14 protein-coding genes are annotated in these 17,305 nt (G+C 64.4%); 1 reads left to right on the forward strand and 13 read right to left on the reverse strand.

The features are described from left to right. Positions 1-140: 140 nt before the first annotated feature. The 6 genes from KLP40_RS02070 to KLP40_RS02095 form a co-directional block, all read right to left on the reverse strand. Positions 141-2,099 carry a DUF3857 domain-containing protein gene (locus KLP40_RS02070; RefSeq protein ID WP_215591889.1) on the reverse strand — a complete coding sequence of 653 codons (1,959 nt, stop codon included), beginning with the start codon at positions 2,097-2,099 and terminating at the stop codon, positions 141-143. Next, positions 2,086-5,400, reverse strand: a complete 3,315-nt coding sequence (locus tag KLP40_RS02075) for a hypothetical protein (protein WP_215591890.1) — start codon at positions 5,398-5,400, stop codon at positions 2,086-2,088. Before KLP40_RS02075 ends, KLP40_RS02070 begins: the two co-directional genes overlap by 14 nt. A gap of 119 nt (positions 5,401-5,519) precedes the next feature. After that, entirely contained in the window at positions 5,520-6,071 is a 552-nt protein-coding gene (locus KLP40_RS02080) for a PPC domain-containing DNA-binding protein (RefSeq protein ID WP_215591891.1), read from the reverse strand. Positions 6,072-6,145: 74 nt separating this feature from the next. Next, complete coding sequence (locus KLP40_RS02085) at positions 6,146-7,348, reverse strand: hypothetical protein (protein WP_215591893.1); 1,203 nt, start codon at positions 7,346-7,348, stop codon at positions 6,146-6,148. A 33-nt stretch (positions 7,349-7,381) separates the two neighbouring features. Then, positions 7,382-8,116 (reverse strand): hypothetical protein, encoded by a 735-nt coding sequence (locus tag KLP40_RS02090; protein WP_215591894.1) that lies wholly within the window; start codon positions 8,114-8,116, stop codon positions 7,382-7,384. Between the two features lie 116 nt (positions 8,117-8,232). Beyond that, complete coding sequence (locus KLP40_RS02095) at positions 8,233-8,796, reverse strand: RNA polymerase sigma factor (protein ID WP_215591895.1); 564 nt, start codon at positions 8,794-8,796, stop codon at positions 8,233-8,235. Between the two features lie 179 nt (positions 8,797-8,975). Here KLP40_RS02095 and KLP40_RS02100 point away from each other — a divergent pair, with 179 nt between their 5' ends. Continuing rightward, the gene (locus tag KLP40_RS02100) at positions 8,976-9,503 is read left to right on the forward strand and encodes a hypothetical protein (protein WP_215591896.1); all 528 of its coding nucleotides are present in this window, start codon (positions 8,976-8,978) and stop codon (positions 9,501-9,503) included. Positions 9,504-9,565: 62 nt separating this feature from the next. Here the strand turns inward: KLP40_RS02100 and amaB are convergent, their stop codons facing one another. From amaB to deoC, 7 genes are all read right to left on the reverse strand, one after another. Beyond that, complete coding sequence (gene amaB / locus KLP40_RS02105) at positions 9,566-11,164, reverse strand: L-piperidine-6-carboxylate dehydrogenase (protein ID WP_246558576.1); 1,599 nt, start codon at positions 11,162-11,164, stop codon at positions 9,566-9,568. Between the two features lie 276 nt (positions 11,165-11,440). After that, on the reverse strand, positions 11,441-12,949 hold the full coding sequence (locus KLP40_RS02110) for a Do family serine endopeptidase (RefSeq protein WP_246558577.1): 1,509 nt from the start codon (positions 12,947-12,949) through the stop codon (positions 11,441-11,443). A gap of 277 nt (positions 12,950-13,226) precedes the next feature. Continuing rightward, positions 13,227-13,661: an Hsp20/alpha crystallin family protein gene (locus KLP40_RS02115; protein WP_215591897.1), complete on the reverse strand. Its 435-nt coding sequence runs from the start codon at positions 13,659-13,661 to the stop codon at positions 13,227-13,229. A gap of 220 nt (positions 13,662-13,881) precedes the next feature. Next, positions 13,882-14,700 carry a hypothetical protein gene (locus KLP40_RS02120; RefSeq protein WP_215591898.1) on the reverse strand — a complete coding sequence of 273 codons (819 nt, stop codon included), beginning with the start codon at positions 14,698-14,700 and terminating at the stop codon, positions 13,882-13,884. An 81-nt stretch (positions 14,701-14,781) separates the two neighbouring features. After that, positions 14,782-15,984, reverse strand: a complete 1,203-nt coding sequence (locus KLP40_RS02125; RefSeq protein WP_215591899.1) for a M20 metallopeptidase family protein — start codon at positions 15,982-15,984, stop codon at positions 14,782-14,784. 81 nt (positions 15,985-16,065) lie between these two features. Beyond that, entirely contained in the window at positions 16,066-16,602 is a 537-nt protein-coding gene (locus KLP40_RS02130) for a sporulation protein (RefSeq protein ID WP_215591900.1), read from the reverse strand. After that, a complete protein-coding gene (deoC, locus tag KLP40_RS02135; RefSeq protein ID WP_215591901.1) occupies positions 16,583-17,260 on the reverse strand; it encodes a deoxyribose-phosphate aldolase in 678 nt (225 codons plus the stop codon). The genes KLP40_RS02130 and deoC overlap by 20 nt, the downstream gene beginning before the upstream one ends. Between the last annotated feature and the right edge of the window lie 45 nt (positions 17,261-17,305).

The following is a 17,305-nucleotide window of genomic DNA, read 5'->3' on the forward strand; positions in this document are numbered from 1 at the left end:
GGATTCCCAGGGCTGAAGCCCTGGGCTATGGAGCGCGCGAATTGCAATTATGCAGAACAGAGCCGCTGACTAGCCCAGGGCTTCAGCCCTGGGATAACCGGACAACTGGCAACTGGCAACTGGCAACTGGCAACTGAAAATCAGGCTTTCTTGCGTTTGAGGATGATGGCGTCGCGGTAAGCCGCGTTGAGCTGGTCGACCACGGCGTTCCACTGGCTGAAGCGGGCGGGTTCGAGCAGCAGGTAATTCACGTAGATTTCCTTCTGCTGAATGATTTTGTTGCCCTGGCGTGCGTAGCGGATGGAGAAGCCCAGCATCTCGTCGCGGCCCTCGGTGTTGGGCGGCAGGTAGGTCACGTCGTAGCCGGCGGGCACCTCAAACTCGGTGCGGATGCGGTTGGTGTGGTGGTACTCGTTCACGCGGGCCAGGGTGCGCTTGGCCGGGTCGAGGCGGTCGGCGGCGTAGCTCTGATCGAGATTGAGGTTCACGTACACTTCGTCGTCGAGGCGCTGCACGTAGTCCTGGAGGCGGTACTCGTAGTCCACCGTCAGGGGCTGGTCGCGGGCATCGAGGTGGTGCACGGCGTATTTGTCGATGAAGAACTTGTTGTTGCCGCGCTCCACCAGGTTTTTCACCAGCTTGGCTTCGTCGGTGGGGTCGAGACCATCAAGGGCGTAGCTCTGGCGCACCTTGGCGTAGCCGCTCAGGGCCAGCCGGCCGGTGCCGCGCAGGCCGGCCGCCCCGTCGAGCACCACCACGGAGCTATCCACGGTCTGGCTGCGCTGGCGCTCCATTACGGGCACGCTCACCACCTTGCTGTGCGCGGCGTCGAGGGCCAGCAGTGCGTCCTTGCCCTGAATCATGGACGAGGGCATGCCGTAGGGCGTGTACTTGCTGGTGGCATCGAGGAACACGTACTGGCCGGGGCTGGGCTCGTAGGTGGTAATCATGTGGTTATCCACGCCGGGCGTGGCCAGCTCGGCGTAGTGGTAGGGCAGGTCGCGGGTGCCGATCCAGGTGCGGTAGGATTTCACGCCCGCCATGCGCAGCATCTCGTGGAGCAGGTTGGCCATGTCCTTGCAGTCGCCGTAGCGGCTGGCGTATACCCGGCCCGCATCGTGCGGAATAAAGCCGCGCAGGCCGTTTTCGAAGGCGATGTAGCGCACGTGGTCCTGCACCCAGTAGTAGATGCGGGCCACTTTCTCGGGCTCGGTGCGGGCCCCCACGCTCAGGGAGTCCACCACCCGGCGCAGGGCGGGGCTTTCCTGCTTGTCGAGATTTTTCACGAAGCCCGAATACAGGCTGTAGAGCTCGGGCACGCCGCCCAGCAGCCGGCGTGCCTGCCCGTTCACCTGGGCTTCCTCCACGAAGTACACCAAATGGGGCAGGTAGTAACTGCCCTCGGGGCCGTCGGCCTCGTGGGCGGCGGCGGGCAGGTCCTCGGCCGTCCAGCGGTAGACCACGTTGCTGCCCTTTTCCTGGCGGGTGTAAGTGACCTTGCCGGCCGGGATGTTGAACTGCTTGGTGTTGAGGCGCACCGTGCGCGGGGCCGTAATCACCAGCTCGGCGTGGCGCACGGGCACGTAGCTGGCAAAGTGGAAGGGCATCAGGAAGCGCGCATCGGAGTGGCGCACGGTGTAGTCGCAGACGGTGCGCACGCCGGGGGCCACGGCCGGGTAGGCGAAGCTCACCACCCGCACGTCGTCGAAGAAGATACCCGGCCGGATTTCAAACTTGTCCTTGAACTCCGCAACTTTGAGGGGCTTGTAGCCGTTGCCGGCGGGCACCAGCGTGCGGGCTTCAATGCTCTGGAGGCGGTTGAAGTGGGAGCTGTACACCTGATCGGGGGCATACATGGCCGACTGCGCGCCCAGGTGCAGCATGTCGTAGTGGTGGCGGGCCAGCACCTGCACCGAGTCGCCCTTCACTTCCACCGTAATTTCCTGGCGGTAGTCGAGGTAGACGGCTTTTTCGGTGGGATACTGCTGCCGGAGCTGGGCGAGTTGCGACACCGGCTGCTGGGCCCGGGCCGGCGGGGCCAGCGTGAGCAGGCCCAGCAGCAGGACCACCAGCCAGCGGCCCGTTTTAGCGAGTTCCATAGATGTGGGCGTTCCAGTAGTTATCAGTGCGCACGGGTTTCTGGCCCTGGGCGTCGTAGTACACCGTGGGGCCGGCTTTTTCGCCGCAGCGGTAGGTTTCCTCGCGCTCCAGAGTGCCATCGGGGCGGTAGTAGCGGCAGCGGCCATGCAGCTCATCCAGGGCGTAGTGCTCCTCTTCCTGCACCTTGCCGGTGGGGTAGTAGGTGGTCACGGGGCCGGTGAGCTGTCCGTCGGCGTTGTTTTCGAGGCGGCGGTACACCTGGCCCGAGCTGTAGTAATAGGTGCGCGGCCCGGCCAGCTGGCCCTTCACGTAGGTTTCGGTGGCGGCGGGCTGGCCGTTGGCGAAGCTGGTTTTAATAACGCCCAGCGGCTGCAGCGGGCCGGTACCAGGCTGGCCGTCGGGGCCAGGGGCCCGGAAGCCCAGCAGCTCGCCGTTGGCGTACACTTTCTCCAGCACCAGCTCGCCGGCCATGTTGTAGGTGCGCAGGGAGCCGTCCAGCTCGTCGTTGGCGTAGGTCGAAACCCGCTCCCGCTGGCCGTTTTCAAAGTAGCTCACCCACTCCCCTTCCGTGCTGCCGTTGCGGTAGCGGCCCGTGCGCCGGAGCTTGCCCGAGGGGTAGTAGTCCTTCCACTCCCCGTCGAGCCGGCCGTGGCGGTAGGTGCCTTCGGACGTGAGCCGGCCCGTGAGCGGGTCGAAGCGGCGGTAGGGGCCGTCGAGGAAGCCCCGGTCGTAGCCCTTGGTAATTTCGGTTTTGCCGTTGGGCAACGACCACTTATCGGTCCCGTCGTAGTCGTAGCAGAGCAGGGTGCTTTCCACCCGCGGCTGGCCGCCGGGGTAGTGCAGGGTGAGCGCGCGGGTGGTGGGCTCCAGGTTGATGCGGTCCAGCACCTGCCCCGTCGAGTCGAAGGAAGTCAGGCGCAGCAGGCGGTCGAACTGGTACCAGCGTTCCTGGGTGAGCCGGCCGCCGGGGGTGTAGCTGCGCACCAGCCCGTGGGTATCGGTGCCGCTGCGGTTGTACTCCTCGCTGAGCTGGCCCGTGGGATAGAACTCGCGCCAGGTGCCGCGCTGCTCGCCGGCCTGGTAGTAGCCGGTGCGCTGCAGCTGGCCGTGGGCGAAGTACTGCTCGCTCAGGCCGTGCAGGTCGCCGTTGAGGTAGTGGTTGCGGCGCTGCACCCGGCCGGTGCTGGCGTAGAGTTCCTCCACGTCCTGCTGCTGGCCCTGGCGGTAGTGGCGCACGGCGCTCAGGCTGCCGTCGCGGCGGAACCAGCGCCACTCCTCGCTCATCTGCCCGTCCTGGTAGGCGCCGGTGAAGACCACCGTGCCGTCGGGGCGCAGGCTTTTCACGGCCGTGCGGCCCTTTTTGGCCACGGCCGTCTGGGCCAGCTGCTTGCCCTGGCCGTCGAAGTTAGTAAAGCGCACCACCCGGCCCTGGTTGTATTCCAGCTCGCTGGTCAGGCGGCCCTGCTGGTCGTAGTCCTTGAACACGCCGTGCAGCTCCTTGGTGGCGGGGTCGTAGTGGCGTTCCTCGCTGGGCTTGCCCGATTCGTAGAACGTCTGCCAGCGGCCCACCGGCTTGCCGTGCTCGTAGCGGCCGGAGTTGGCCAGCTGGCCGTTGGCGAAGAACTCCTGGTAGTCGCCGTGCAGCTCGCCCTGCTCGTAGCTGCCCTTGCGCTCCACCTTTTTATCGGCGTAAAACACCTCGAACGCGCCCTGGCGCTGGTCGGCGGCGTAGTTGAAATTGGCTTCGGGCGTGCCGTCGGGGTAGAAGTTGGCCGCCGGGCCCTCCATCTTATCACTGCGGTACACGGCCCGGCGCTGGAGCTTGCCGTTGGGGTAGTAGGAGAGCACCTCGCCGTTGATGTCGCCGCCAGTGTACTGGTGCACCTCGCGCACCTGCCCGCAGTAATGGTAGAGCTTCACGGTGCCCACAATGGTGCCGGCCTGGTAAGTGCCTTCCACGGACATAGCCCCGTTGTCGAAATACTCCACGTAGCGGCCGTCGAATTTGCCGTCGGCGTTGTAATTCATTTCCTTGGCTACCCGGCCGTTGGGATGGTAGGCCAGCCAGCGGCCGGTCCGCTCCCCGGCCTCCGAGAAGCTGCCCCGCTCGCTCACGGCCCCTTCTTCGTCCAGCACCAGCCAGGGGCCGCGCAGGTTGGTGAGCTTGCCGTCCTGGGATTCGGCGGCGCCAATGCCCTGCAGGGTGCCCTCGTGGAACCAGCCCGAGCGGCGCACCGTGGCGGGCTCGCCCTCCACGGGCTGCTGGCCGCGCAGCTGCATCAGGGCCACGCCCACGGCGGCACTCATGCGTTCCACCTTGCTCTTGTTGCTCGTCACCCATTTGGCGGCCCGCTTGTCGTCGGCCGAGGAGAGGATGAGGTAGGTGAAGGCCGTCAGGTTATCGTCCCGGCGCAGGACTTCCACCATGGGCGCGTAGGCGCGCAGCCACAGGTCGGTTTCGGCGGGGCCGGCCGCCGGGAATTTCTCCACCAGCAGCTGGAGCTGCTTGACAATGCTGGCGTCGAATTTCACCTTCGACTTGTAGTCGGGCCGCAGGGCCACGCGGGAAGTCAGCAGCAGGTCCAGGTCCTGGAAGGCTTCGTTGGGCACGAAGGGCTTCTCGCGCTCCTTCTCCTCCACCTCCTGGGCGTTGTTGGCAATCTTTTCGGCCGTAATCAGCGCGTTCTGGCTGTTGGGGCCGTCGGGCACGATGGCCAGGTAGGTAACCAGGCTGATGAGGGCGCGGGCGGTCTGGCCCTGCTCCAGGGCCAGCCAGGCCAGCTGGTAGTGGGTGCCAGGGTGCAGGGGCTTGAGCTCCAGGCTGCGCTGCCAGCTGGCCAGGGCCTGGGGCCGGCGCCTGAGGGCATCGTAGCTCACGCCCTGGTTGAACCACAGCAGCTGGCTGTAGGGCATCCGCTTGAGTCCGTCGGCGTAGGCCTGGAAGGTTTCGGCCTCGTGCTTGAGGTTTTCCTCGGCCTCGGCCAGCACGTAGTAGGGCTGGGCGTTGTGCATGCCCAGCGCAATGGCCCGGCGGCTGGCCTCGGCGGCTTCCCGATACTGCTTGTTCTGCAGGTACGACAGTGCCAGCTCGCCCTGGATGTTCACGTAGCCTGAATCCGAAGACGGCACCAGCAGGTACTCGCGGATGGCGGCGGCGAATTCGCCCTTGTCGTGCAGGGCTACTCCCTGTTCATAGGCCCGGCCGGCGGTGGGTAAGGTGGCGGGCTGCTGTTGGGCCAGCGCCGCGGCGGCAGTCCCGGCCCACAGGCCCAGGAACATACCATAAGGTAAAATGCGCATTAACTACACTCGATAGAACACTTCATCGGCCCGGCCGCCCCTGCGGTGAGCCGTTGATAGTTCCACAAGTATATCGGTTTTTCGCCGCTTGAAAAAGAAAAAGCCCCCGGGGCAGAGTCCTATTTTTTCCGGCCCGCCCGCCGGGGTGCCGGGCCGCGGGCGGGTGCGGCCGCCGGATATACCGTCAGTTCGCGGTAGCCGAAGGTGGGGTCGGTTTCACGGCGAAACTCCAACTCCGGCAGCTCCCCGATAACCAGCTCCAGGGTGGTGTACACGCGGTTACCCTCGAGCAGGTGGCCGCCCACGGTGCGGCCCGTGGAGTCGGAAACCGACAGGTGCAGGTGGCTGCCGCTCCGGGCCAGCGTGCCCACCAGAGATACAATTTCGAAGTGGCCCTGGTACACCGTGGCACCTTCCTGGTTGGCCAGGCGCAGGGTGGCGGTGGTGAGGCTGCCCACGGCCGTGAGCACGCAGGCCGCCTTCAGGTTGTGGTGCTCTACGAAGGCCAGCAGCTCCTGACGCACATCCTGGCCCGGCCGCAACCGCAGGGCGTAGGTGCGCAGGGAAGAAGCCGGAGCCGGGGTGGGCAGCGCAGAAGCGGGCATGGGCGGAATGGTTTGGGCACCCCCCGGACCGGCGGCCAGCAGCCCCGCGCAGAGGAGAAAGCGCATCAGGAAAGAAGTTGCAACGGGTGCAGAAACCGCGAAGGTAGTCCCGCCGCCCGCACCGCCCGCCCGCGCCCCGCTCACCGGTTGAAGCTCACGTTGCCGTAGCGCATGCGGATGTTCACGTTGCCGGGATTACGAACGGACACGGCCCCAAAGCTACCCTGGGTATCACTCGACGAGGAGCTGGATTCTTCCGAATCTACCTTCACCAGGCGTTTATCCACCAGCAGCTTGCCAAACTCGGTATTCACGTCGAAATCGAAGCCGGCCCCGTCGGAGAAGTTGAGCAGAATGGTGCTGTAGCCCCCGTCGAGGGTAATCTGGCGGAAGTTCTTGCCCGTGTTGCGCACCTCGAAGCTGGGGCAGTACTGCACCTTCATATCGAGCTGGTTGCTGAGCTTATCGATGCTGAACTTGGAGTAGCCCGAGGAGCCGCGCAGGTTATGCACCGTGCCCAGGGCCACGTCGCCGTACTTGCTGTGCACGGTCAGGTCCTGGACGGTGGCAATGTCGATGTCGGAGTTGTTGTTGAGCAGCTCCACCACCCCGCCCTCGGTGAGGCGTACCTTGGCGTAGGAGGCCTCAATAACGGCCCGGCGGGCGTAAGGCACGGCGCACTGGGCGTTGCGCACGTTAAGGGTGTTGCGCGGGCCTTCGAGGCGGGCCGTGCGCAGACTGCCGTACTCAATGCTAAGCTCCGTGGCCCCGGTCAGGTCGCCGGTCAGGCTGATTTCGCCGAAGGTGTTGTGCAGGGCCAGCGGATTGTTGCAGGGCACCCACACGGTATAGTTCACCTCGTAGAGCCTGGTGCGGCTGCGGCACTCCCGGGGCAGGGCCCCAAAGCGCGACCGGGCCACAATACCACCCGTAACGGGGTCCTTATCCAGAAGCTGCACCTGAATCATGTTCTGGAGCTCCTGGGCTTTTTCCTCCGTTTCAGCCCGCGTGATAATGTCCACGTCGGTGCGCACTTCGGCGCGGTTCCACACGTTCACCTGCACCCGGCCGTAGCGGGTATCGAGGGTGTAAAGCTTGGTGGCGCTGGCCGGAAACGTGCGGCTGAGCTTGCGCACCTTCTCCACGGCCAGCGGGGGCTGCCCTTCTTCCTGCGGACCCTGGGTTGAGCCGGCCGCGTGGCCCTCGGGCAGGCCCTGACCGGGCTGGGCGGCAGGCCCCGGCTCGTAGAAGTGTACTTCCGTCGGACTGGCGGCAGGAGCCTGCGCGTACCCGGCGGCCCCCGTCAGGCTCAGCAGGGCAGCCAGGACCAGGCTCCGTCCCATTCCACCGTCTGAAAACCAAAAAGGGCGCATGGGCTACGGAATGCGGCGGCTGTCGGCCACCATGTAGGGTTGGCTGTGGTAGTCCCGGATTCGCTCCCGGGTGCGCAGCTGCTGGGCCAGCAAATCCAGGCGGATCTGCATGTTGCGGTTCATGGCCTCCAGCACCACGTCGGGCTCGGGGTTGCGGTAGAGCTCCGTTTTGAGCTGCTGATAGGTCGAGTCGAGGGCGGCCAGCTCCTGCTGCCAGTCCGCCTGGGGCGCAACGGCCGTTTCGGAGTCAGCCCGGCGCAGCTCCTGCTCCCGCTCCGTGAGCTGGGTGGCGTAGTAGGATTCCATGCGCTGCACGGCACTGGCCAGGCGCTGCTCGGGGCCGGCGGCGGCCGTAGTGGCCGGCAGTTCCGAGCCGGCGTAGTAGTCGGCCGGGAGCTGGGCCAGGGCGGGCCGGCCAGTGCGCGTCCAGATGGTGGCTTCGGTGCGGTGCTGCCAGAACCAGGTGCCCAGCAGCAGCAAGGTAGCCACGGCGGCGGCCACGCCGTAGGGGCGCGCCGAGCGGACGGCGGCCGTATCGGGGGCCGCCACGGGCCGCAGCGGGGCTTCGGCAAACAGAGGCAGTACCCGCAGGGGGGCCGCCTCGGCTTCGGCCAGAGTTTCGGTCAGGTCCAGGTCCTGGGCAATGGCGTCCCACAGGTCAGCGCGGGGCTCGAACACGTCGAAGTCGGCGCGGTGGTGGTCCACGAAGGTTTCCAGTCCGATGTTCTTGTCGTTCATGGTGAGGTGGTAGAGCAGGCGGGTGGCGGAGGCGGCTGGTCGGGCGCGGGGTGGGCCAGAACCGGCCTCCGGCAGGGGCCGCGGGCGGGTCAGGGTGAGAAAATCAGGTGGCAGCGTTACAGGCCGTGCTGGCGGGCCAGCTCCAGGAGCTTCTTGCGGGCGCGGCTGTACTGCGACTTGGAAGTGGATTCGGTGATGTTGAGAATGCCGGCAATTTCGGCGTGGTCGTAGCCTTCGAGCAGGTAGAGGGTGAGCACCACGCGGTAGCCATCGGGCAGCTCCTGCACGCAACGCCGCACCACATCGGCCCGCCAGCTGGTGATTTCCGGGTCCGGGCCGTGGTCGGCGGAGTCGGCGGCGGCCCCGTCGTGCTGCTCGCCCAGGGGCACCAGGCTCAGGCGGCGGTTGCGCAGGCAGTTGATGCTCTTGTTGATAACGATGCGCTTGAGCCAGGAGCCGAACGACGAGTCGCCCTTGTAGCTGTGCAGCTCCCGGAAAGCGCTCAGAAAGGCCTCCTGCAACACGTCCTCGGCCTCGGCATAGTCGCCGGTGATGCGCAACGAGGCGTTGAACATGGCCTTGGAGTAGCGCTTGTAGATTTCGGCCTGGGCGCGCCGGTCGCCCAAACGGCACCGCTCGACCAGCGGGGCGTTAATGTCGGTATATGCAAAAGCCTCCATAGGTTGCGTCTGGGTGGGCGAAGATTCGGAATCGGCAGCAGAATCGTAAATATCCAACTTTCCGGGCTGAAACAGGTCGTGCTTGCGGGTAAGCAGGTGAAAGACAGCCGCGCCGGGCCGGGGTTGCATTCGTCTTGCAGCGTACTACATTTGACAACCACTTTTCTATCCCGAAGGCTATGAAAAAATATGCTTCCCTATTCGCCGCCGTTTTTCTGCTGGGCGCCTGCCATAACCGCATCGATTTCGGCCCCAACGAAGGCGTTTCCTACCGCGACGCCCAGAATCAGCCCATGGGCCCGTCCGACCCGTCCGACTGGGCGCAGGACGGCCAGTGGAATTCGAAAGAAGTAGCGCTGTTCCGCAAGGACCTGAGCAGCGTTAACGTCAATGCCGGTCAGACCCCGTACGTGTCCGGCATCAGCTTTTTTCCCAATCCGGTTCAGAGCACCGCGGGCAGCCTTACCTTCCTGCCCACTTCCGCCGACGGCCGCCTGCACACGGTGTTCGTGGACCGGAAGTACAACGTGATAACGCGCGCCGATCAGGCCGTTCCGACCGGGGGGCGGTACGGGGTTACGATGCAGTTTTCCTTGCCCACTGATAAATTCAAGAACAAGGAAATCTACCGGCTCTACTACGTCTTCTACGCCCCCGATGGCACGCTGCGCTCCAAGGGCCACGGCGATGTCAAGATAGCCCGCTAGCACGCCAAACGGCCCGCCCGGTAAAACCGAGCGGGCCGTTTGGGTAATCTGGAAGAGAAAAACTACACGTCGAACTTGATGCCCTGGGCCAGCGGGAGCTGGGTGCTGTAGTTGATGGTATTGGTCTGGCGGCGCATGTACACCTTCCAGGCGTCGGAGCCGGACTCGCGGCCACCGCCGGTTTCCTTCTCGCCCCCGAAGGCCCCCCCGATTTCGGCCCCGCTGGTGCCGATGTTCACGTTGGCAATGCCGCAGTCGGAGCCGCCGTAGCTGAGGAAGGTTTCGGCCTCGCGCATGTTGAGCGTGAAAATGCTCGACGACAAGCCCTGGCGCACGCCGTTCTGCAGGTCGATGGCCTCGGTTACCTCACCGCTGTACTTAATCAGGTAGAGAATGGGGGCGAAGGTTTCGTCCTGCACCGTGGCGTACTCGTTCCGGGCCTCCACAATGGCGGGCGTCACGTAGGTGCCGGTTTCGTAGCCGCTGCCGCTGAGCACTTCGCCCCCGATGAGCAGCTGGCCGCCTTCCTGCTGCACCGCAGTCAGGGCGTTGCGGAAGCTGGTAACGGCATCGGCGTCGATGAGCGGGCCCACGAGCGTGCCTTCCTGGAGCGGGTGGCCGATGGGCAGCGAAGGGTATATTTTGAGCAGGCGGGCCTTCACGTCGTCGTAAATCGAGTCGTGGATGATGAGGCGGCGGGTGCTGGTGCAACGCTGCCCGCAGGTACCCACGGCCCCGAACACAATGCCCGGCAGGGCAATGCCCAGGTCGGCGTGCTCAGTGAGGATGATGGCGTTGTTGCCGCCCAGCTCCAGCAGCGACTTGCCGAGGCGGGCGCCCACGGCCTCCCCGACCTTCTTGCCCATGCGGGTGCTGCCCGTGGCCGATACCAGCGGTACGCGGCCGTCGGCAGCCATTTTGGCCCCAATCTCGGCGTCGCCGATAATCAGGTTGAAGATGCCCTCGGGCAGGTCGTTTTCCTGCAGCACGTCCTTGATAATGTGCTGCACGGCCACGCCGGTGAGCGGGGTTTTCTCGGAGGGCTTCCAGATGCAGGTGTCGCCGCAGACGGCGGCCAGCATGGCGTTCCAGCTCCACACGGCCACCGGAAAGTTGAAGGCCGAGATGATGCCCACCACGCCCAGCGGGTGGTACTGCTCGTACATGCGGTGGGCCGGGCGCTCGGAGTGCATGGTCAGGCCGTGGAGCTGGCGCGAAAGACCCACCGCAAAGTCGCAGATGTCAATCATTTCCTGCACTTCGCCAAGGCCTTCCTGCAGAATTTTGCCCATTTCGTAGCTCACCAGCTTGCCCAGCGCGTCCTTGTAGTCGCGGAGCTTGTTGCCAATCTGGCGCACGATTTCGCCGCGCTTGGGAGCCGGCACGGTGCGCCACGTTTTGAAGGCCTCCTGGGCCTTGGCCACTACCGTTTCGTAGTCGTCGGCCGTTGCCATGGCCACGGTGCCGATTACCTTGCCATCGGCGGGCGAGTGAATGGTGCGGGTGTTTTTATTGTCGGCGCCGCCCCATTCGAGGCCGGTGCTCCAGGCGGCGTTATGGGCCTGAATGCCCAGCTCGCGCATTACCTGCCGGATGCCGTGGTGGTCGTGGTCCTGAACGTCGGTGCCGGTGGCAACGGCTTCTTCCAGTGCTTGCTTCATGGGTTGGGTAACTATGGGTGGGTGGGAAATGCGGTTTCGGAGCCGCCCGGAAGGTGGCCTTTCACAAAGCTAGCAAATTAGATTGGGGCGATGTTCCCGCCTCACCACCCAGCTTTGTGCCCGTGCCTGCCCCGGAGCAATTGCTGGCCGCCCCATCCTTTTACCCCTGACGCCCGGAAACAGCCCAGCAAAAAGCCTCCGCTACGAGCGTAGCGGAGGCTTTGGCGTTGTATCAGGCCGTCTTTTCAGATTTCCAGTTTCAATCGATCAGGCCGCTTACTGGGCTTGCCCGATGGGGTAGTAGGCTTTGCGGCCGTCGGGGTAGATGCCTTCCACGAGGGCACCGTCGGTTTCTTTGGCGGCTTCGAGGTAGCGCTGCACGTCCTGGGGCTTCTCCACCTTGTTCTTATCGATGCGGGTGATGATGAAGCCGTCGGCAATGCCGGTTTCGCGGAAGTTGGAATTGCGGATGCCGCTGATTTTGGCCCCGCCTTCAATGCCGAGCTTGTTGAGCTCCTGGCGCGTTACCGGGGCCAGCGTGGCGCCCTCGTACTTGAGGCCGGTGGCGGCTACTTCCCGAATCACATCGGTGGTGCCGGTGGCGTTGCGCAGGGTGGCCGTGGTGGTGCGGGATTTCTCGTCGCGCAGGTAAGTCACCTTGATTTTGTCGCCGGGGCGGAAACGGGCCACCTGCTCCTGCAACTGCGAAGAGGTGTTCACTTTCGCGCCGTTGATTTCCGTGATAACGTCGCCTTCCTGGAGGCCGGCTTCGGCGGCGGAGCTGTTCTTGCCCGCGCCCATCACGTACACCCCGTTCAGATTCTTGAGCTTCTTCTCCGAGGCCAGCTGGGCATCTACTTCCCGAATCTGCACGCCCAGCAGGGCGCGCTGCACCACCTTGTACTTGAGCAGGTCGTCAATCACCTTGCTCACGATGGAGCTGGGCACGGCAAACGAGTAGCCCACGAAGGAGCCCGTCTGAGAAGCAATGGCCGAGTTGATACCGATCAAATCACCATTGAGGTTCACCAGCGCTCCGCCCGAGTTACCGGGGTTCACCACGGCATCGGTCTGCAGGAACGATTCCACGCCCATCCCGTCCTCGCGGCGCAGGATGTTGATGTTGCGGCCCTTGGCCGAAATGATGCCGGCCGTCACGGTCGAGTTCAGGTTGAAAGGGTTGCCCACGGCCAGCACCCACTCCCCTACCCGCACCTCGTCGGAGTTGCCGTAGCGGATGAAGGGCAGGTTGTCGGCTTTCACCTTGAGCAGGGCCAGGTCGGTAGTGGGGTCGGTGCCCACCAGCTCCGCCTGGAACTTGCGCTTGTCGTCCATCACCACCTCAATCTTATCGGCCTTATCAATCACGTGGTTGTTGGTCACGATGTAGCCGTTGGCGGCAATGATAACGCCCGAGCCGGAGCCCTGCTGGGGCCCCTGCTGACGGCCGCGGCCCTGGTACTGGTCCATTTCGTCGCCGAAGAACTGGCGCAGAAAGGGGTCCATGCGCGACATCTCGTTCTGGCTGGCCTTGGGCGCGTATTCGGTCATCACGTGCACCACGGCCGGGGTGACGGTGGCGGCGGCGGCCGTAAAGTTCAGGCCTTCGGGCACCGCGTAGGTGCTGCTTTTTAATTCACTGGTGTAGCGGACGTTGGGGTCGGCGGCCAGCGCCTGGGGGGAGTTGGGGCGCTCCGGCTCCAATAGTTTGTACCCCCCTACGGCCACGCCTCCGCCGAGAATGGCGGAGCCCAGCAGGCCGAGCATCATTTGTTTTGCTTGCATGGGTAAGAAAAGGGTGAAGAATGAAAAGATAGCGAGTGGAAAATACAACGAAAACGTGAACCAGCCAGCACTCCGCAGCCAAAATGAGGCCAACTAAGGGCTTCGCACATCATCCTAACGCCAGATACCAACCGAATGGTGTCCGGTTGCATGGGCGTTCAGGGTAAAAAACAACCCGTTGGTAGATTGTTTCGGCGCGCGCCCTTTCATTTGCTCCGCCAACGTTCTGTTACTCACAAAAAAGGGCACCCCGCAGGATGCCCTTTTTGCAGTTGAACTAGCGCACCGCAATCTGGTGCTTGGTCACTTTCTTGCTGTCGAAGGGCAGCGTCAGGTGCAGGATGCCGTTGGTAAGCTCGGCTTCAATGGCCGTTACGTCCACGGTATCGGGCAGGCGGAAGGTGCGGGAGAACTTGCCGTAGCCCGATTCGACGCGGCGGAACCTGGGGGCCTCATCGGAGGCTTCCGGGGCTTTGCGCTCCCCGCTCACGGTGAGCTGGCCGTCCTGGAAGTCGATTTTTACGTCCTCTTTCGCTACGCCGGGCAGCACCAGGTTGAGGTGAAAACCTTCGGCGCTTTCCAGTACGTCGGCGGCGGGATGGAAGGACTCGGCGGGTTTGTTGTGGGCCGGCAGCGTGTCGCGCAGCATCTCGTTGAGCACGGAGTTGAAGGAAGCGCGGGCAGGACGGTTGTTATACAGCAGAGTTGCCATGGGAAACAGAAAGTAAGGTTGAAGTAGAAGGCCGGCTTATCATCCGGCGACACCCTTACTTTATAAATTCTGTACCAATCGGCTGATCATGCCATCATGGCATTATTTTCTCACCCCCTTCTCCGACACCATTAACAACACTGAACAAAAAGCAACCCTACACTTCTTAAGACGACATTCAGACAACTACCGAATCAAGACAAAAAGTCCGAAAATAGGCTTAGTGCTGCGTCGGCAGGACGTTGCGGTTGGCTGACGTGGCATTTTTACCCAGCAGAATCCGTAGGTCCAGGCCCAGTTGCGGGCTGCGCAGATTGGTTCGGCCGCCGGTGACGAGGTTACCGTCCGCGTCGCGCAGTTCCAGGGCGTTGATGTACTGGGTCTGGAAGGCAAACCAGGGCGTAAAGTCGAAGCGCGGAGACAGGCGTACGCCCACCTCGGCCCGGTCATTGCCGAAGTCGATGAAACGTTCCTTGTTCTGGCTTTCATCGCGTTGGAAGCGCAGGTAGGTCAGGGCCTCGTACGACAGCCGGGGCCGCAGCTTTACGCGGCTGCCCACGGCAAACTCCCGGTCCAGGGCCAGCCGCAGCCGCGCGTGCGCCCGGTTGCCGCTATTGCCATACGAGTCATTGGTCACGACGGCGTATTCCGCCGCCAGGCGCTGCGAGAAACCAAACCCACCAACAGTGCCAGTGTGGCGCAGCAAAGCCCCAGGCACCAGATTGCCCGGCAAATCCAGAAAGTCGCCGTATCCGCCGCCCGCGTCGCTGCCGATGCGCAGCGTGGGTCCCCAGCTCCAGTGCTCGGTCCAGAAATGCTCATAGCCCAGCCGCAGCTGTCCCCCGGCAAACGTACTTTCCCCGCTGTTCACCTGGCTAACCAAGTTCACACCCACCAGCACGTAGTCGTTGCCGGTCAGGGCAATTTCGGCCTGCACTTCGGGCAGCAACACCAGGTTGGCGGTGCTGCGCCGCTGGGCGGTGGCATTCTGGACGGCCAGCAGCAGTAACGCGGCGGCGCAGAGCGGGAGAAAACGCATAAGAGGATAGATGACGAATTGAAAAGGTATCCGAACGGGCAGCAGCGCTAGGCCAAGGCTTCGCGCTACTGCCCCAGGGCATTAGGGCCGCTCGGCCAGCTCGCGCAGGGCCAGCCAGGCCATCAGGCCGGGGCCGATTTCCAGGGCGTAGGGGTCGATGTCGAAGGTGGGCGTATGCACGCTGGAGGTGAGGCGGCCGCTGCCGTCGGCGGCGGCGGTGCCCAGGCGGTAGAAACAGGCACTGGCGGCCTGGCTGAAGTAAGCGAAATCCTCGGCGGCCATCCACTGATCCAGCTCCACCACGTTTTCGCGGCCCAGGTACTCCACGGCGGCCTGCTCGGTGCGGGCCGTGAGGGCGGGCTCGTTTTCCAGGTAAGGGTAGCCGCGGCGGATTTCCAGCTCGCAGCTCGCGCCCATGCTCGCGGCCAGCCCTTCGCAGAGGCGGCGCAGGTGCTCGTGGGCCTCGTTGCGCCACTCCTCGTTCAGGGTGCGAAAAGTGCCTTCCAGATGCACCTCGTTCGGAATCACGTTGGTGGCGCCCTGGGCTAGCACCTTCCCGAATGAGAGCACCGAGGGCAGCTTGGGGTTGGCGCGGCGGCTCACAATCTGCTGGGCGGCCACAATCAGGTGGGCGGCTACCAGCACCGGGTCTACGTTCTGCTCGGGCATGGCGCCGTGCCCGCCCTTGCCGCGCACGGTCAGGTAGAGCTCGTCGGTGCTGGCCATGTAGCGGCCGGCGCGCAGACCCACTTTGCCGGCCGGCAGCAGCGGAAACACGTGCTGACCCAGCACGCTGGCCGGCTTCGGGTTTTCCAGTACACCTTCGGCAATCATGAGCGAAGCCCCACCCGGCAGCAGCTCCTCGCCGGGCTGGAACATCAGCTTCACGCTGCCCTCGAACTCCTCTCGCAGCGCCACCAGAATGCGGGCCACGCCCAGCAGCGAGGACGTATGCACGTCGTGGCCGCAGGCGTGCATCACGCCCGGATTCTGCGACTTATAAGGTACCTCGTTCTGCTCCGTGATGGGCAGCGCGTCCATGTCGGCGCGCAGGGCCACGGTGCGGGAGCCGGGGTTGCGGCCTTCAATCACCACCACCAGGCCGGTACCGGCAATAGGCCCGGGCTGCAAACCCAGCTTACGCAGCTGCTCCGCCACGAAAGCGGCCGTCTGATGCTCCTCGAACGAGAGTTCGGGGTGGGCGTGCAGGTGTTCGCGCAGGGCCACGGTTTCGGCCGCCGCTTCGGCCGCCAGTTGCTTGATGCGGGGGAGCAGGTGGTTCATAGTTGCTGTTTTTTTAGCCGTTAGCTGTTAGCTGTTAGCTGTTAGCCGGATGAACGAAAGCCAAAAGCTAACAGCCAAACATTAATAACCCGATTTATTGATATTCACCTGCATGGGCTCCAGTTCGGCGCGGGGCGCGAGGGGGCGGATGCGCAGCAGAGCCTGGGCCGCCTCGAGGCGGGTGAGGTAGTCCCCGATCTGGAGGCGGAAGATGGGCTGCTTGTAGGTCAGGTAATCGGTTTCCTCGGGGTAGCGGCTGATGACGGCCCGGCGCACGGCCATGGCTTTGTCCTTTTCCAACCCCACATAAGCCAAGATACGGTAGCCCTGGGCGTACTTCACGTTCTGGTTGGTGAAGGCCTGGTCGCGCAGGCGCTGATCGATCTGGGCGTTGACGTGGTTGGTGGGCGGCACCGGGCGCACGGGCGCGGGGGCCACCGCCGGAGCAGGCTTAGGAGCCGGGAACGTGGGCCGGAAGCGGCTCAGGTCCTCGGGCGGCAGCTGGGCGGGGGCCCGGCGGGCAGTATCGGCGGCTGGAGATGCCGGAGCGGAAGCAGCGCAGGCCCCGAGCGAGAACAGGGCGGAAAGCAGTAGCACGTTACGAAGCAGTTGAATCATGAGCGGGGGCTGAATCGGTGAGCAAAGCTACGCCATCCGAGGCGCCAATCCGGTCGGCACCGGCGGCCACCAGGGCCAGGGCCGCCGCCCGGGTCCGGATGCCGCCGGAAGCCTTGATGCGGACGTGGGTGGGCAGCGAGGCGCGCATCAGGGAAATATCGGCCACCGAAGCGCCCCGGCTGGCAAAACCGGTACTGGTTTTCACGAAGTCGGCCCCGGCTTCGGCGCAGAGGCGGCAGGCCGTCACGATTTGCTCCTGCGTGAGCAGGGCCGTTTCGATGATAACCTTCAGCAGCGCGCCCCGGAACCGGCACAGCTCGGCCAGCTGCCCGATTTCGTCCTCCACCTCCGCCAGCCGACCGGCCTGCAAATCGCCCACGTTGAGCACCATATCGAGCTCGGTGGCGCCATCGGTCAGGGCCTGGTGGGCTTCGAAGAACTTCACCTTGGCCAGCGCGTAGCCCAGCGGAAACCCGATAACGGTGCACACGGCCACGCCCGAACCCTGCAACGCCTCAGCCGCCTGCCGCACGTAGCTCGGCGGCACGCAGGCGCTGGCAAAACCGTGCGCGGCGGCCTCGGCGCAGAGCCGCTCAATCTGGGCCAGACTGGCATCCGGCTTCAGCAGGGTATGGTCGATGTAGGGCGCGAGGTTCATGCTGGGGTTCGGATTATTAGGAGCTGGGGAACTGAGTTGACGAAC

It is taken from the genome of Hymenobacter piscis, from assembly GCF_018760735.1.
Lineage (GTDB): Bacteria > Bacteroidota > Bacteroidia > Cytophagales > Hymenobacteraceae > Hymenobacter > Hymenobacter piscis.

Coding starts and splice junctions, on each gene's coding strand:
- KLP40_RS02070 (WP_215591889.1), bottom strand. CDS start 2,099: ATGGAACTCGCTAAAACGGGCCGCTGGCTGGTGGTCCTGCTGCTGGGC.
- KLP40_RS02075 (WP_215591890.1), bottom strand. CDS start 5,400: ATGCGCATTTTACCTTATGGTATGTTCCTGGGCCTGTGGGCCGGGACT.
- KLP40_RS02080 (WP_215591891.1), bottom strand. CDS start 6,071: ATGCGCTTTCTCCTCTGCGCGGGGCTGCTGGCCGCCGGTCCGGGGGGT.
- KLP40_RS02085 (WP_215591893.1), bottom strand. CDS start 7,348: ATGGGACGGAGCCTGGTCCTGGCTGCCCTGCTGAGCCTGACGGGGGCC.
- KLP40_RS02090 (WP_215591894.1), bottom strand. CDS start 8,116: ATGAACGACAAGAACATCGGACTGGAAACCTTCGTGGACCACCACCGC.
- KLP40_RS02095 (WP_215591895.1), bottom strand. CDS start 8,796: ATGGAGGCTTTTGCATATACCGACATTAACGCCCCGCTGGTCGAGCGG.
- KLP40_RS02100 (WP_215591896.1), top strand. CDS start 8,976: ATGAAAAAATATGCTTCCCTATTCGCCGCCGTTTTTCTGCTGGGCGCC.
- amaB (WP_246558576.1), bottom strand. CDS start 11,164: ATGAAGCAAGCACTGGAAGAAGCCGTTGCCACCGGCACCGACGTTCAG.
- KLP40_RS02110 (WP_246558577.1), bottom strand. CDS start 12,949: ATGCAAGCAAAACAAATGATGCTCGGCCTGCTGGGCTCCGCCATTCTC.
- KLP40_RS02115 (WP_215591897.1), bottom strand. CDS start 13,661: ATGGCAACTCTGCTGTATAACAACCGTCCTGCCCGCGCTTCCTTCAAC.
- KLP40_RS02120 (WP_215591898.1), bottom strand. CDS start 14,700: ATGCGTTTTCTCCCGCTCTGCGCCGCCGCGTTACTGCTGCTGGCCGTC.
- KLP40_RS02125 (WP_215591899.1), bottom strand. CDS start 15,984: ATGAACCACCTGCTCCCCCGCATCAAGCAACTGGCGGCCGAAGCGGCG.
- KLP40_RS02130 (WP_215591900.1), bottom strand. CDS start 16,602: ATGATTCAACTGCTTCGTAACGTGCTACTGCTTTCCGCCCTGTTCTCG.
- deoC (WP_215591901.1), bottom strand. CDS start 17,260: ATGAACCTCGCGCCCTACATCGACCATACCCTGCTGAAGCCGGATGCC.